We start from the raw sequence: 13,063 nt of genomic DNA, 5'->3' as shown, positions 1-13,063 counted from the left end.
CCGCCCGCCCCCGGAGGTCTCCCGTGCCCGCCAGACCCGCCGCCGAGCTCGCGCTCACCGCCGACCTCGTCCGCGCGCTGCTCGCCGAGCAGCACCCGGACCTGGCGACGCGGCCGGTCCGGCTGGTCGCGCACGGCTGGGACAACGCGACGTTCCGGCTGGGCGACGACCTCGCGGTCCGCCTGCCGCGCCGCGAGGCCGCAGCGCACCTCGTCGAGCACGAGCAGCGGTGGCTCGGCGAGCTCGCGCTGCGCTGCCCGGTCCCCGTGCCCGCCGCGGTGCGCGCGGGTCGGCCGGGCGCGGGGTTCCCCTGGGCATGGAGCGTCGTCCCGTGGTTCCCCGGCGTCCACGCGGCGGACGAGCCCGTGGCCGCCCGCACCGCCTGGGCGCCGGCGCTGGCGGAGGCCCTCGCCGCGCTGCACACCCCCGCACCGCCCGACGCGCCCGTCAACCCGGTGCGCGGCGGGGCGCTCGCGGGCCGGTCGGGCGCCCTGCGGGGCCGGCTCGAGCACCTCGAGGCGCACGTCCCCGGTGTGACGCCACGTGCCGAGGCGCTGTGGGAGGACGCGCTCGCCGCCCCCCGCTGGGCCGGTGTCCCGCTGTGGCTGCACGGCGACCCGCACCCGGCGAACCTCGTCGTGCGCGACGGCCGGCTCGCGGCGCTCCTGGACTTCGGGGACCTGACCGCCGGGGACCCCGCGTGCGACCTCGCGACCGCGTGGCTGACCTTCGACGACGCGGGCCGCGCGGCGTTCCGGGAGCGCTCGGACGTCCTCGCGGACGCCGCCGGACCGCCCGACCCGGGCCGCTGGCGCCGCGCGGCCGGGTGGGCCCTGGTGATGGCCTCCGCGATGGTCGCGCACGGCGACGACGACCCGCCGATCGCCGCGACCGGCGCGCACGCGGTCCGGGCGCTGCTCGGCTGACCGGGTCGCACCCTGCCGCCTCACGGCCCGGGAGGCATGATGACCGCATGGCCGACGCACCGAGGACCGTCCCCACCGACGCGGACGTGCCCGCCTTCCTCGCCGCGGTGACGCCGGAGCGCCGTCGCCGCGACGCGCGGCGGCTGCTCGAGCTCGTCGCGCGCGTCACCGGCGAGCCGCCCGTGCTCTGGGGCCCGTCGATCATCGGCTTCGGGTCGGCGCGCTACACCTACGCCTCCGGACGCAGCGGTGACTGGCCCCCCGTGGCGTTCTCGCCGCGCAAGGCCGCGCTGACCCTGTACCTGACCGACGGCGTCGAGGCCCACGCCGACCGGCTCGCCGCGCTCGGGCCGCACCGCACCGGGCGGGGGTGCGTGTACCTGACAGACCTCGACCGCGTGGACCTCGGCGTGCTGGAGCAGGTCGTCCGGGACGCGTGGGACGCCCGCGGGAGCAACCCGCGCGACGCCTGAGGCCCGTGCGGCGCGGCCGGACGGCCGACGCCCCCGCACCGCCAGGGCACGGGGGCGTCGGAGCGCGTCAGGCGCTCGCGAGGCTCCGCAGCACGTACTGCAGGATGCCGCCGTTGCGGTAGTAGTCGGCCTCGCCGGGGGTGTCGATGCGGACCACGGCGTCGAACGCGACGACCGCGCCGTCGGCCTTGGTCGCGGTGACGCGGACCGTGCGCGGGGCCGGCCCGTCGTCGAGCGCGGCGATGCCGGCGATGTCGAACGTCTCGGTGCCGTCCAGGCCGAGCGAGTCCGCCGACTCCCCCGCCGGGAACTGCAGCGGCAGCACGCCCATGCCGATGAGGTTCGACCGGTGGATCCGCTCGAACGACTCGGTGATGACCGCCTTCACCCCGAGCAGCGCCGTGCCCTTGGCCGCCCAGTCGCGCGACGAGCCCGAGCCGTACTCCTTGCCGCCCAGGATCACGAGCGGCACGCCGGCCTCGGCGTACGCCTGCGCGGCGTCGTAGATCGACGTCTGCTCGCCCGTCAGGTGGTTCACCGTGAAGCCGCCCTCGACGCCCGGGACGAGCTGGTTGCGGAGCCGGATGTTCGCGAACGTGCCGCGGATCATCACCTCGTGGTTGCCGCGGCGGGAGCCGTAGGAGTTGAAGTCGCGGCGCTCGACGCCGTGCTCCGCGAGGTACCGCCCGGCGGGGCTGTCGGCCTTGATCGAGCCCGCGGGGCTGATGTGGTCCGTGGTAACCGAGTCGCCGAGCTTGGCGAGCACCCGCGCGCCGGACACGTCCACGACGGGCGCCGGCTCGGCGGCCATGCCCTCGAAGTACGGGGGCTTGCGCACGTAGGTCGACTCCGCGTCCCAGGCGAACGTGTCGCCCTCCGGCGTGTCGAGCGCGCGCCACCGGTCGTCTCCGGCGAACACGTCGGCGTAGTCGGCCTCGAACATCGAGCGGTCGATGCTCGCGTCGATCGTCGCCTGGACCTCCTCCGGCGTGGGCCAGATGTCCGCGAGGAACACCGGCGCGCCGCTCTCGTCCGTGCCGAGCGGCTCGTGGTCGAAGTCGAAGTCCATCGTCCCGGCCAGCGCGTACGCGATGACCAGCGGCGGGGACGCGAGGTAGTTCATCTTCACGTCGGGGTTGATGCGGCCCTCGAAGTTGCGGTTGCCGGACAGCACCGAGACGACCGACAGGTCGTGCTCGTTGACGGCCGCCGAGACCTCCTCGGGCAGCGGGCCGGAGTTGCCGATGCAGGTCGCGCACCCGTAGCCGACCAGGTGGAACCCGAGCTTCTCGAGGTACGGCCACAGACCGGCCTTCTCGTAGTAGTTCGTGACGACCTGGGAACCCGGCGCCATGGACGTCTTCACCCACGGCTTGGAGTCCAGTCCGCGCTCCACGGCCTTGCGGGCCAGCAGCGCCGCGGCGAGCATGACCGACGGGTTGGAGGTGTTGGTGCAGGACGTGATCGAGGCGATCACGACGGCGCCGTGGTCGAGCTCCGTGGTGGTCCCGTCCGCGAGCGTCACCGGCACGCGGCGGTGCGGGCGCCGGGCCGCGTCGCCCGCGGCGACGTGGGCGGGCGCGTCGGAGGCGTCCGCGTGCTCCCCCGCCGCGATCGGGTCGGAGGCCGGGAACGTCTCGTCGACGGACTCGTCGAGCCCCGTGAACGTCCGGTCCGCCCCGGTGAACGGCGCCGCCTCGTCCGCGGACACGTAGTCGAGGATCGACGTGGCGAACGACTCCTTCGCCGCGGACAGCTCGATGCGGTCCTGCGGGCGCTTCGGCCCGGCGATGGACGGCACGACGGTGCCGAGGTCGAGCTCCAGGTACTCGGAGTACGCCGGCTCCCGCGACGGGTCGTGCCAGAGGCCCTGCTCCTTGGCGTACGCCTCGACGAGCGCGAGCTGCTGCTCGGAGCGGCCGGTGAGGCGCAGGTAGTCGAGCGTCACGTCGTCGACCGGGAAGATCGCGCAGGTCGAGCCGAACTCGGGCGACATGTTGCCGATCGTCGCGCGGTTCGCGAGCGGCACCTGGGCGACGCCCTCGCCGTAGAACTCGACGAACTTGCCGACCACGCCGTGCTGGCGCAGCTGCTGGGTGATGGTGAGCACGACGTCGGTGGCGGTGACGCCGGACGGGATGGACCCGGTGAGCCTGAAGCCGACGACACGCGGGATGAGCATCGACACCGGCTGCCCCAGCATGGCGGCCTCGGCCTCGATGCCGCCGACGCCCCAGCCGAGCACGCCGAGGCCGTTGACCATCGTGGTGTGCGAGTCGGTGCCCACGCAGGTGTCCGGGTACGCGCGGACGACGCCGTCCACCTCGCGCGTCATGACGCCCCGCGCCAGGTACTCGATGTTGACCTGGTGCACGATGCCCGTGCCCGGCGGGACGACCTTGAAGTCGTCGAACGCGGTCTGGCCCCACCGCAGGAACTGGTAGCGCTCGTGGTTGCGCTGGTACTCGATCTCGACGTTGCGCCGGAACGCGTCCTCGCGCCCGAACACGTCGATCTGGACCGAGTGGTCGATGACGAGCTCGGCGGGGGCGAGCGGGTTGATGCGGGTCGGGTCACCGCCGAGGTCGGCCATCGCCTCGCGCATCGTGGCGAGGTCGACCACGCAGGGCACGCCGGTGAAGTCCTGCATGATCACGCGGGCGGGCGTGAACTGGATCTCCGTGTCCGGCTCGGCGGACGGGTCCCAGGCCGCCAGCGCCCGCACGTGGTCGGCGGTGATGTTCGCGCCGTCCTCCGTGCGCAGCAGGTTCTCCGCCAGCACCTTGAGGCTGTACGGCAGCTTCTCGGTCCCGGGGACGGCGTCCAGCCGGAAGATCTCGTAGGTGTCGTCACCGACGCTCAGCCGGGACTTCGACCCGAAGCTGTCGACGCTGCTCACAGGGGGGCTCCTTCGTGGTGCGGGTGCGGCCGCCCCGGCCCGTCCGCGGGTCCGGCGGGGACCCGCGGGGCGGGCCGCGGCGCGTGGTCGTCTGCGATCACCGCGCGGACCGGGGGCGGTCCGGCGATTTATCTTGACGTCAAGATACATCCTACCGCGCCCGGCCGGGGCGGGCGACGTGCACCACGCCGTCGGCGCGCGGCACCGCCCGCCGCGGCCGCACGGGGATCGCCCGCCCGGGAGCGGGACGCGGCGTCCGCCCGGTCAGTCGCCGGACGAGGCCTCCTCCGCCGCGCGCCGCTCGCGCTCGACGGCCTTCTGGTGCTGACGCGGGTCGTAGTCCGGGGTGCCCTGCTTGTGCAGCTCCTCGGTGGCCCGCCGGCTCGCCTCCGCGACGCGGTGGGCCGCCTCGGCGGCCGACTCGCGGACGCCGCCGTCGTGGGCTGTGGTCATCGTCGACTCCTTCCGTCCCCGGGCGTCCGGACGCGGGCGCCCGCTCTCACGCTAGGCCGCCCGTCGCCCGCGCGCGACCGCCCTGCGCCCCCGCACCCGGGCCACCGGTCCCGGTCAGCGGGTCAGGACCGCGACAGCCTCCACGTGGTGCGTCATCGGGAACAGGTCGTACCCCGTGACGCCCTCCAGGGCGTAGCCCTCCTCGGCCAGGTAGGCCACGTCGCGCGCCAGCGCCGCCGGGTCGCACGCCACGTACACGACGCGCCGCGGCGCGAGTCCCGCGACGGCGTGCACGACGTCCCCTCCGGCACCGACCCGCGGCGGGTCGAGCACCACCACGTCGGCGCGCGGACCCGCCCCGCCCGAGGCCAGCACGGCGGCGACGTCACCGCCGTGCAGCGCGACCTGCGGCCGGTCGTGCAGGTTGCGGCGGGCGTCCTTCACGGCGCGGGCATCGCCCTCGACGGCCACGACGGTGCCCGCGTCGCCCACGGCGTCCGTCAGCGGGAGCGTGAACAGGCCCGCCCCGGAGTACAGGTCCAGCACCCGTGCGCCGGAGACGTCGCCGACCGCGTCCAGCACAGCGCCGGTGAGCGCCGCCGGCGCCTCGCGGTGCACCTGCCAGAACCCGGCCGCCGCCACCCGGTACGTCCACGCCCGGTCACCGACGGTCACGCGCTCCCGCACGGCGGTGCGGGCGTTCGGCCGCGGATCGGCCTTGCCGCGCCGCAGGTCGAACGGCTCGCCGTCGACGAGCACGACCGGCTGGTCGCCGCCCGCCGGGGCCACGGCCTCGATCCGCGCCCCCGGACGCCAGCGGCGCCCGAGCAGGTCGAGGTCGGCCAGCGCGTCGCTCATCAACGGCATCGTCGTCACCGGCACCACGTCGTGGGACCGGAACCGCCGCATGCCCGCGCGCCCCTCCCGGTCGGCCAGGAACCCGACGCGCGTGCGCCAGCCGAGCCCGCCCCGCTCCGCGTCGCCGGGGAGCTCCCGGACGGGGACGTCCCGCTCCACGCGCGCCAGCCGCTGCAGCTGCTCACCGAGCACCGCGGCCTTCCACGCTCGCTGCGCCGCGGGCGCCACGTGCGCGAGCTCGCCGCCGCCAACGCCGCCCGGTCCGGCCTCCGGCCACGCGGACGCGACGCGGTCCGCGGACGCCTCGAGCACCTCCACGGCGTCGGCCCGCCAGAACCGGGCCTTCGCGCCGGTCTCCGTCAGGCGGGCGCGCACCCGCTCGCCGGGCAGCGCGTGCCGGACGAAGACCACCCGGCCCGGGCCGTCCTCACCCGCGGCCCGCAGCCGCGCGACGCAGTGACCGCCGTGCGCGACCGGCCCGACCTCCAGCTCGACGAGGTCGCCCGGCGCGTCGCCCTCAGAGGCCACGGGAGATCGTCCTGCGCACGTGCTCCTCCATACCGGTCTGACCTTCCGTCGACGCGAGCTGCCACGGCACGGACGCCACGACGACGCCCGGGGTGAACAGCAGCCGGCCCTTGAGCCGCAGGGCGCTCTGGTTGTGCAGCAGCTGCTCCCACCAGTGGCCCACGACGTACTCGGGGATGTACACGACCACGAGGTCCCGCGGGCTGTCCCGCCGGATCGAGCGGACGTACGTGATGATCGGGCGGGTGATCTCGCGGAACGGCGAGTCCAGGATGCGCAGCGGGACCGGCAGCTCCATCGCCTCCCACTGGGCCCGCAGGGCCTGCGCGTCCTCGGGATCGACCCCCACCGTCACGGCCTCGATCGTGTGCGGGCGCGACGCCCGGGCGTAGGAGAGCGCGCGCATCGTGGGACGGTGCAGGTGCGAGACCAGCACGATCGCGTGCACCCGGCTCGGCAGCGCGCGCGCCGACGTGGGGTCCTCGCCCAGCGCCAGCTCCTGGCGCACCGCGTCGTAGTGCCGCCGGATGCCCTGCATGCCGACGAACACGACGATCATCGCGAGGATCGCGATCCAGGCGCCGTGCGTGAACTTCGTGACCAGCACGATCATCAGGACGGTCGCGGTCATCCCGAAGCCGGTCGCGTTGATCACCCGCGACCGCGTCATCTGCCGGCGCCGCGCCGGGTCGGGCTCCGTGCGCAGCTCACGCGTCCAGTGCTTGATCATGCCGAGCTGGGACAGCGTGAACGACACGAAGACGCCCACGATGTAGAGCTGGATCAGCCGGGTGACCTGCGCGTCGAACGCCACGATCAGCGCGATCGCCCCGAGCGCCAGCGCGACGATGCCGTTCGAGAACGCGAGCCGGTCGCCGCGGGTGTGCAGCTGCCGCGGCAGGAACCCGTCCTTCGCGAGGATCGAGCCCAGCACCGGGAAGCCGTTGAACGCGGTGTTGGCGGCGAGCACGAGGATCAGCCCGGTGACCACGGCCACCAGGTAGAACGCCGGCGGGAACGAGTGGAAGATCGTCTGCGCGAGCTGCCCGATCACCGGGTCCTGCACGTAGTCCTCGCCGACCGGGCGGCCGTCGCGCAGCAGCTGTGTCGCCGGGTCCTCCACGTAGTGCACGCCCGTGATCCGGGCGAGCGTGAGGATCGACATGATGAGGAACACGGACAGGCTGCCGAGCAGCAGCAGGGTGGTCGCGGCGTTCTTCGACTTCGGCTTGCGGAACGACGGCACGCCGTTGCTGATCGCCTCCACGCCGGTGAGGGCCGCGGACCCGGACGCGAACGCCCGCAGCACCAGGAACGCCCCCGCGGCGCCGGACAGCCCCTCGTCGAAGCCCTGGACGGGCACGATCGTGAGGTCGTGCGAGGCCGCCTGCTGGAGGTCGCCCGACAGGTACTGGACAAAGCCGAAGACCGCGGTGGACCCGACCGCGACCATGAACAGGTACACCGGGATCGCGAACGCGCGGCCGGACTCCTTCACGCCGCGCAGGTTCGCCAGCGTCAGGAGCACCACGACGCCGACCGCCACGAGCGTCTCGTGGCCGCGGAGGGCGGGCAGGGCGGACGCGGCGTACTGCGTGCCCGACGACACGGACACCGCCACGGTCAGCACGTAGTCGACCAGGAGCGCGCTGGCCACCGAGACGCCGGCCCTCGGGCCGAGGTTCACGGTCGCGACCTCGTAGTCGCCGCCCCCGGACGGGTACGCGTGCACGTTCTGCCGGTACGAGGCGATGACGGTCGCCATGACGACCACCACCGCGAGGCCGACCCACGGCGAGATGACGGTCGCGCTGACCCCGGCGAGCGCCAGCGTCAGCAGCACCTCGTCGGGGGCGTAGGCCACGGACGAGAGCGCGTCCGAGGCGAAGATCGGCAGGGCGATCCGCTTGGGCAGCAGGGTGTGCCCCAGGTTCTCGCTGCGGACCGGTCGGCCCAGCAGCAAGCGTTTGGCGGCATCCGCGAGATCCGGCACGAGGGACCATGCTAGGCGCAGTCGCGTGCCGTCGCGCCACCCGGGTGCGACGCGCCACCGCGGGGACCTCCGGCGGTGCAGGTCCGCGCGTGGCGGGTATAGCGTTCCGCGTTGTGCACTTCGTCATCATGGGCTGCGGGCGCGCCGGCGCCACCCTCGCGCAGACGCTGGAGAGCCACGGCCACTCCGTCGCCGTGATCGACCAGAACCCCGACTCGTTCCGTCGTCTCGACGCCGAGTTCGCCGGCTCCAAGGTCACCGGGCTCGGCTTCGACCGGGACGTGCTGCGGCAGGCCGGCATCGACGACGCGTTCGGGTTCGCCGCGGTGTCCGACGGCGACAACTCCAACATCCTCGCCGCGCGCGTCGTGCGCGAGACGTTCGGCGTCGAGAACGTGGTCGCCCGCATCTACGACCCGCACCGCGCGGAGATCTACCAGCGGCTCGGCATCCCCACGGTCGCGACCGTCCGGTGGACCGCCGACCAGGTGCTGCGCCGGCTGCTCCCGATGGGCGCGACCAACCAGTACACCGACGCCTCGGGCCGCATCGTGCTGTCGGAGGTCGACGTCCACGAGGCCTGGCGCGGCAAGCCGCTGCGGGCCCTCGAGGAGGCCACCGGCGCCCGCGTGGCGTACCTGACCCGCTACGGCGACGGCTTCCTGCCCGACGCCCAGACCGTCCTCCAGGAGAACGACATCGTGCACCTGCTGATGCGCGCCGACGACACGGCCGCCGTCGAGCGCGTCGTCACCGCCGCCCCGGAGGTCCAGGCATGAGGGTCGTCATCGCCGGCGCCGGCTCCGTCGGCCGCTCGATCGCCCTGGAGCTGCTCGCCAACGGGCACGAGGTCACGCTGATCGACCGCCAGCCGTCCGCGATGCGGGTGGCCCAGGTGGCCGACGCGGACTGGCTGCTCGCCGACGCGTGCGAGCTCCCGACGCTGACGCAGGCCCGCACGGACGAGTGCGACGTCGTCGTGGCCGCCACCGGCGACGACAAGGCCAACCTCGTCATCTCGCTGCTCGCCAAGACGGAGTACGGCGTGCCGCGCACGGTCGCCCGGGTGAACAACCCGAAGAACGAGTGGATGTTCGACGAGGCGTGGGGCGTCGACGTCGCCGTGTCCACGCCGCGGATCATGACCGCGATGATCGAGGAGGCCGTGTCCGTCGGCGACCTCGTGCGGATCTTCACCTTCCACCAGTCCGGCGCCGACATCCTCGAGCTCACGCTCCCGGACGACTCGCCGCTGGCGGGCCGCCTGGTGGGTCAGGTCGACTGGCCGTCCGACACCGTGCTGGCCTGCATCGTCCGCGACGACCGGCCGTTCTCCCCGAGCACCGACGACACCCTCGAGGGCGGCGACGAGCTGCTGTTCGTCACGGGGCGGGACGGCTCGGAGCAGGAGCTGGCGGAGCTGCTGTCGACCCGCGCACCAGGAGCCAGCTCGCCCACAGCACCAACGCCGTGAGCGGCAGGCCCATCACGAGCTTCGCGGTGCCGAGCCAGGCCACCTCGTCCGCCCGGTAGAGCGGGACCTGCACGAGCAGCCGCGCGGCGAACATGCCCGCCCACAGCCACGTGGCCACGGCGTAGCGGCGGCGCAGCTCCGCGTCGGCCCGCCACGCGACCGCCGCGCCCCACGACCCGGACGACGACATCGGCCCGTCCGGCCGGAACAGGCCCACCACCAGGCCGACCAGCGGCCAGCGGACCAGCGCGGAGACGGCGAACCCGAGCAGGCAGGCCAGGTTCACGACCAGGCCCCACGCGTAGTAGTCGGCCGCCTGCCCGGAGCGCCACGCCCAGATGACGCCGATGCCGACGCCGAGGACGCCCGACAGCGCCTGCGTCACCGGCGTGCGCTGCACGAGACGCAGCAGCGTGGCGACGAGCGCCGTCGCGGCGGACGCCACCAGGGCCGGTGCCAGGCGCTGGCCCGACACGACGAAGACGACCACGAAGACCAGGCCCGGGGCGACGGACTCGACGGCCCCGCGGACGCCGCCGACCGCGTCGGTCAGCGAGAAGTGCTCCTCGCCGAGCGCGCGGATGCCGCGGCCGGTCCCGCCCTGCGGCGCACCGGTCGGGGACGCGTCGTCGTGCACCGCGCCGCCGGGCGTGTCCGGCTCACTCACCGGGCCGGGGCCGCAGCTCGTAGCGCGGGTTGAACATCGACCGCCGGCCCTCGCGCGAGCACACCAGGCCCTCGACCTTCAGTCGGCGACCCGGCTCGATGCCGGCGATCTCGCGGCGGCCCAGCCACACCAGGTCGACCGTGCCGCTGCCGTCGTACAGCTCGGCCTCCAGCGCCGGCACGCCCTCCCGGGGCCTCAGGACGACCGAGCGCAGCACGCCCGACATCTTCACGCGGTGGCGCTCGGGGGCCTGCGAGACCGGCGTGCAGCCGGTCGCGCGGACCGCGTCCTCGCGCTCCTCGTCGGCCTCGATCTCCTCCTGCGAGGCGACCGCCTTGCGCAGCTGCTCGCGCAGCGACACCGGGGACATGTCAGCGGATCTCCGTGATCTCCGGCCCGCGCGTCAGCGGGTCGAACGTGGGTGCCGGCGCGGCGCCCTTCGGGACGGCGCCGTCCTCCTGGCCCGGCAGCCGCAGCGCGAGCAGGTCGCGCGGCGGGCGGGCCTGGCCGTCGCGGACGACGACGGTGCGGCGGAAGACGTCCTCCAGCCGCTTGGCGGCGTCCTCGTCGACCGCGGCGCGGCCGGTGACGACACCGCGCAGGAACCAGCGCGGACCGTCGACGCCGATGAACCGTGCGGGCCGGTGGCCGGTGCGGCCCTCGGGCGTCCGGACGGGCAGCCGCGCGAGCAGCTCACGCCCGAACGGGCCGGGGACGTCGTCGACAGCGCCGCCCTGCTTGCGCACGGACTCGCCGATCTCCTCGCGGATCTCGTCCCAGATGCCCTCGGAGCGCGGAGCGGCGAACGCCTGCATCTGCAGCGTCGAGCCGTCCAGCGTCACACCGACGGCCGTCACGACGTCGCTCTTCTTGTCGATCTCCATGCGCAGCTCCATGCCCTGCACACCGGGCAGACGGAGCGCGCCGAGGTCGATGCGCGGGCCGGGCGGGACCTCCTCGGTGGCGTCCCAGGGGCCGCGGGACCGGTCGGCCGGGAGCGCGGGGACGTCGGCCGCCGGCTCGTCGGGCGCGGTGCCCGCCGGCTCGTCCGCCGCCGGGGCGGCTGCCCCGGCCCCGGTCGCGTCCGCGGCGTCGTCGCGGTCGGCCGTCGGCTCGGCGGCCGCGGTCTCGTCCTGGGCGGTGCGGTCCTTCGCACCGCGCCGGAATAGCGCCACCCTCAGTCCCTTCCCCGGGTCGCCCGCGTCGCGGGCACGTACGCGTCCACAGTAGTCCGCCCGGTGCGGCGCACCTAGCGGGCTCCGCCCGAGGCGGAACCGGGGCCGGCGTCCGGGGCGTCCGCCGGCGTGCCGGCGATGACCGGCGCCCCACCCGCGGCCGCGCGCCAGCCGCCGGAGGACCCGAAGCCGCCCGCGCCCCGGACGGACTCCGGCAGGGCCTCCACCTCCACGAAGGCCGCCCGCTCCACGCGCTGCACGACGAGCTGGGCGATGCGGTCCCCGCGGTGCAGCACGACGGGCTCCCGCGGGTCGGTGTTGAGCAACGTCACGGCGATCTCGCCGCGGTACCCCGCGTCGACCGTGCCCGGCGCGTTCACCACGGTCAGCCCGTGCCGCGCGGCGAGGCCCGAGCGCGGGTGGACGAAGGCCGCGAAGCCCTCGGGCAGCGCGATCGAGATGCCCGTCGGGACGGTCGCGCGCTCCCCCGGCGCCAGCGTCACGTCGACGCGGGTGACCAGGTCGGCGCCGGCGTCGCCCGGGTGGGCGTACCCCGGGACGGGCACGGCCTCGTCGAGCCGCCGCAGCAGCACGGTGGTCGTCGCGCCGTGGGCGCTGGTCCCGTCGGCGGGCGTGCCGTCGGCGGGCGTGTCGTGGTCGGGGCCGGGTCCGGTGCTCGTCACGGGCCCCGACCCTACCGGCGCGGATGGGATGCTGGGTCCGTGCAGACCACGACCCCGCCCTCGTTCGACGAGCGCCTGTGGCCCTCACCCGCCGGGTGGCTCACCGTGCCCGCGGCCGCCGTCATGTGCGGCATCGTCCTGTGGCCGGTCAGCCGGACGGCGGGGCTGGTGGCCGGCGTCGTGGGGCTGCTCGCGGCCGGTGCCGCCGCCGTGGCGGCGTCGTCCCGCGTCCGCGTGGCCGGCGGCGAGCTGCACGCCGGCCCGGCGCACGTGCCCGTCGCGCTGCTGCGCGACCCCCGCCCGCTCGACCGCGAGGCGACCCGCGAGGCCCTCGGCCCCGGGCTCGACGCGCGCGCCTACGTCTGCCTGCGCGGGTGGGTGCGCACCGCGGTGCGGGTCGAGGTCGCGGACCCCGCCGACCCGACGCCGTACTGGCTCGTCTCGACGCGCCACCCGGAGGCCCTCGTGGCCGCCCTGGCCGCGGACGACGACGCCGGCCGCGCCCAGGAGGCCCGGCCGGCGTCGTGACGGCTGGTCCGGGCGCTCACGCGCCCGGGTCGTGGAGGCAGATCAGGCCGCGCACTCCGAGCAGACGGGCATGCCGTCCTTCTCGTACGCGAGCTGGCTGCGGTGGTGCACCAGGAAGCACTTGGAGCACGTGAACTCGTCGGCCTGACGCGGCAGCACCCGGACGGAGAGCTCCTCGCCGGACAGGTCCGCGCCCGGGAGCTCGAACCCTTCGGCTGCTTCGGTCTCGTCCTCGTCCACCACGCCCGAGTTCTTGTCGGAGCGCCGGGCCTGGAGCTCCTGGAGCGAGTCCTCGCTCAGGTCCTCCTCGGTCTTGCGCGGGGCGTCGTAGTCGGTTGCCATGAGGTGTGGTCACGCTCCGTTGGGGTCGATGATCGGCGTACGCGGGATCAAGTCGTCGCGCGAC

The 13,063-nt window shown here is 74.9% G+C and carries 14 protein-coding genes; 5 read left to right on the top strand and 9 right to left on the bottom strand.

The features are described 5' to 3' along the window. Positions 1-23: 23 nt before the first annotated feature. Positions 24-926 carry an aminoglycoside phosphotransferase family protein gene (locus tag K5O09_RS08730; protein ID WP_222172357.1) on the top strand — a complete coding sequence of 301 codons (903 nt, stop codon included), beginning with the start codon at positions 24-26 and terminating at the stop codon, positions 924-926. 47 nt (positions 927-973) lie between these two features. Then, positions 974-1,399, top strand: coding sequence for a DUF1801 domain-containing protein (locus K5O09_RS08725; RefSeq protein WP_222172356.1), 426 nt, complete (start codon positions 974-976; stop codon positions 1,397-1,399). Between the two features lie 67 nt (positions 1,400-1,466). Here the strand turns inward: K5O09_RS08725 and K5O09_RS08720 are convergent, their stop codons facing one another. From K5O09_RS08720 to K5O09_RS19180, 4 genes are all read right to left on the bottom strand, one after another. Further along, positions 1,467-4,298: an aconitate hydratase gene (locus K5O09_RS08720; protein WP_255596251.1), complete on the bottom strand. Its 2,832-nt coding sequence runs from the start codon at positions 4,296-4,298 to the stop codon at positions 1,467-1,469. A 264-nt stretch (positions 4,299-4,562) separates the two neighbouring features. After that, the gene (locus tag K5O09_RS08715) at positions 4,563-4,751 is read right to left on the bottom strand and encodes a translation initiation factor 2 (RefSeq protein ID WP_222172354.1); all 189 of its coding nucleotides are present in this window, start codon (positions 4,749-4,751) and stop codon (positions 4,563-4,565) included. A gap of 114 nt (positions 4,752-4,865) precedes the next feature. Beyond that, entirely contained in the window at positions 4,866-6,137 is a 1,272-nt protein-coding gene (locus tag K5O09_RS08710) for a class I SAM-dependent RNA methyltransferase (RefSeq protein ID WP_255596250.1), read from the bottom strand. Continuing rightward, a complete protein-coding gene (locus K5O09_RS19180; RefSeq protein ID WP_255596249.1) occupies positions 6,127-8,130 on the bottom strand; it encodes an APC family permease in 2,004 nt (667 codons plus the stop codon). Before K5O09_RS19180 ends, K5O09_RS08710 begins: the two co-directional genes overlap by 11 nt. A gap of 128 nt (positions 8,131-8,258) precedes the next feature. Between K5O09_RS19180 and K5O09_RS08705 the strand changes: the two genes are divergently transcribed. Then, positions 8,259-8,909: a TrkA family potassium uptake protein gene (locus K5O09_RS08705; RefSeq protein ID WP_222172677.1), complete on the top strand. Its 651-nt coding sequence runs from the start codon at positions 8,259-8,261 to the stop codon at positions 8,907-8,909. Then, the gene (locus tag K5O09_RS08700; RefSeq protein WP_222172353.1) at positions 8,906-9,604 is read left to right on the top strand and encodes a TrkA family potassium uptake protein; all 699 of its coding nucleotides are present in this window, start codon (positions 8,906-8,908) and stop codon (positions 9,602-9,604) included. The genes K5O09_RS08705 and K5O09_RS08700 overlap by 4 nt, the downstream gene beginning before the upstream one ends. Here K5O09_RS08700 and K5O09_RS08695 read toward each other — a convergent pair. The 4 genes from K5O09_RS08695 to dut form a co-directional block, all read right to left on the bottom strand. Further along, entirely contained in the window at positions 9,513-10,271 is a 759-nt protein-coding gene (locus tag K5O09_RS08695; RefSeq protein WP_255596247.1) for a DUF3159 domain-containing protein, read from the bottom strand. The genes K5O09_RS08700 and K5O09_RS08695 overlap by 92 nt on opposite strands. Further along, positions 10,264-10,641, bottom strand: coding sequence for an OB-fold nucleic acid binding domain-containing protein (locus tag K5O09_RS08690; protein ID WP_370635557.1), 378 nt, complete (start codon positions 10,639-10,641; stop codon positions 10,264-10,266). Before K5O09_RS08690 ends, K5O09_RS08695 begins: the two co-directional genes overlap by 8 nt. 1 nt (position 10,642) lies before the next feature. Further along, positions 10,643-11,446, bottom strand: a complete 804-nt coding sequence (locus K5O09_RS08685; protein ID WP_222172352.1) for a DUF3710 domain-containing protein — start codon at positions 11,444-11,446, stop codon at positions 10,643-10,645. Positions 11,447-11,520: 74 nt separating this feature from the next. Further along, on the bottom strand, positions 11,521-12,039 hold the full coding sequence (dut, locus tag K5O09_RS08680) for a dUTP diphosphatase (RefSeq protein WP_255596327.1): 519 nt from the start codon (positions 12,037-12,039) through the stop codon (positions 11,521-11,523). A 129-nt stretch (positions 12,040-12,168) separates the two neighbouring features. Here dut and K5O09_RS08675 point away from each other — a divergent pair, with 129 nt between their 5' ends. After that, positions 12,169-12,657, top strand: a complete 489-nt coding sequence (locus K5O09_RS08675; protein WP_222172350.1) for a DUF3093 domain-containing protein — start codon at positions 12,169-12,171, stop codon at positions 12,655-12,657. A 42-nt stretch (positions 12,658-12,699) separates the two neighbouring features. Here K5O09_RS08675 and K5O09_RS08670 read toward each other — a convergent pair whose 3' ends face one another. After that, the gene (locus K5O09_RS08670; protein WP_146835284.1) at positions 12,700-12,999 is read right to left on the bottom strand and encodes a DUF4193 domain-containing protein; all 300 of its coding nucleotides are present in this window, start codon (positions 12,997-12,999) and stop codon (positions 12,700-12,702) included. Between the last annotated feature and the right edge of the window lie 64 nt (positions 13,000-13,063).

Origin of the sequence: Cellulomonas sp. C5510 (genome assembly GCF_019797765.1) — a bacterium.
Lineage (GTDB): Bacteria > Actinomycetota > Actinomycetes > Actinomycetales > Cellulomonadaceae > Cellulomonas.
The sequence above is the reverse complement of the archived record's forward strand: the minus strand, read 5'-3'. Positions and strand labels throughout refer to the sequence as shown.

Bases quoted from the DNA above. Each gene is read 5' to 3' on its own strand.
- K5O09_RS08725 (WP_222172356.1), top strand. From the start codon at position 974: ATGGCCGACGCACCGAGGACCGTCCCCACCGACGCGGACGTGCCCGCC.
- K5O09_RS08715 (WP_222172354.1), bottom strand. From the start codon at position 4,751: ATGACCACAGCCCACGACGGCGGCGTCCGCGAGTCGGCCGCCGAGGCG.
- K5O09_RS08705 (WP_222172677.1), top strand. From the start codon at position 8,259: ATGGGCTGCGGGCGCGCCGGCGCCACCCTCGCGCAGACGCTGGAGAGC.
- K5O09_RS08700 (WP_222172353.1), top strand. From the start codon at position 8,906: ATGAGGGTCGTCATCGCCGGCGCCGGCTCCGTCGGCCGCTCGATCGCC.
- K5O09_RS08690 (WP_370635557.1), bottom strand. From the start codon at position 10,641: ATGTCCCCGGTGTCGCTGCGCGAGCAGCTGCGCAAGGCGGTCGCCTCG.
- K5O09_RS08670 (WP_146835284.1), bottom strand. From the start codon at position 12,999: ATGGCAACCGACTACGACGCCCCGCGCAAGACCGAGGAGGACCTGAGC.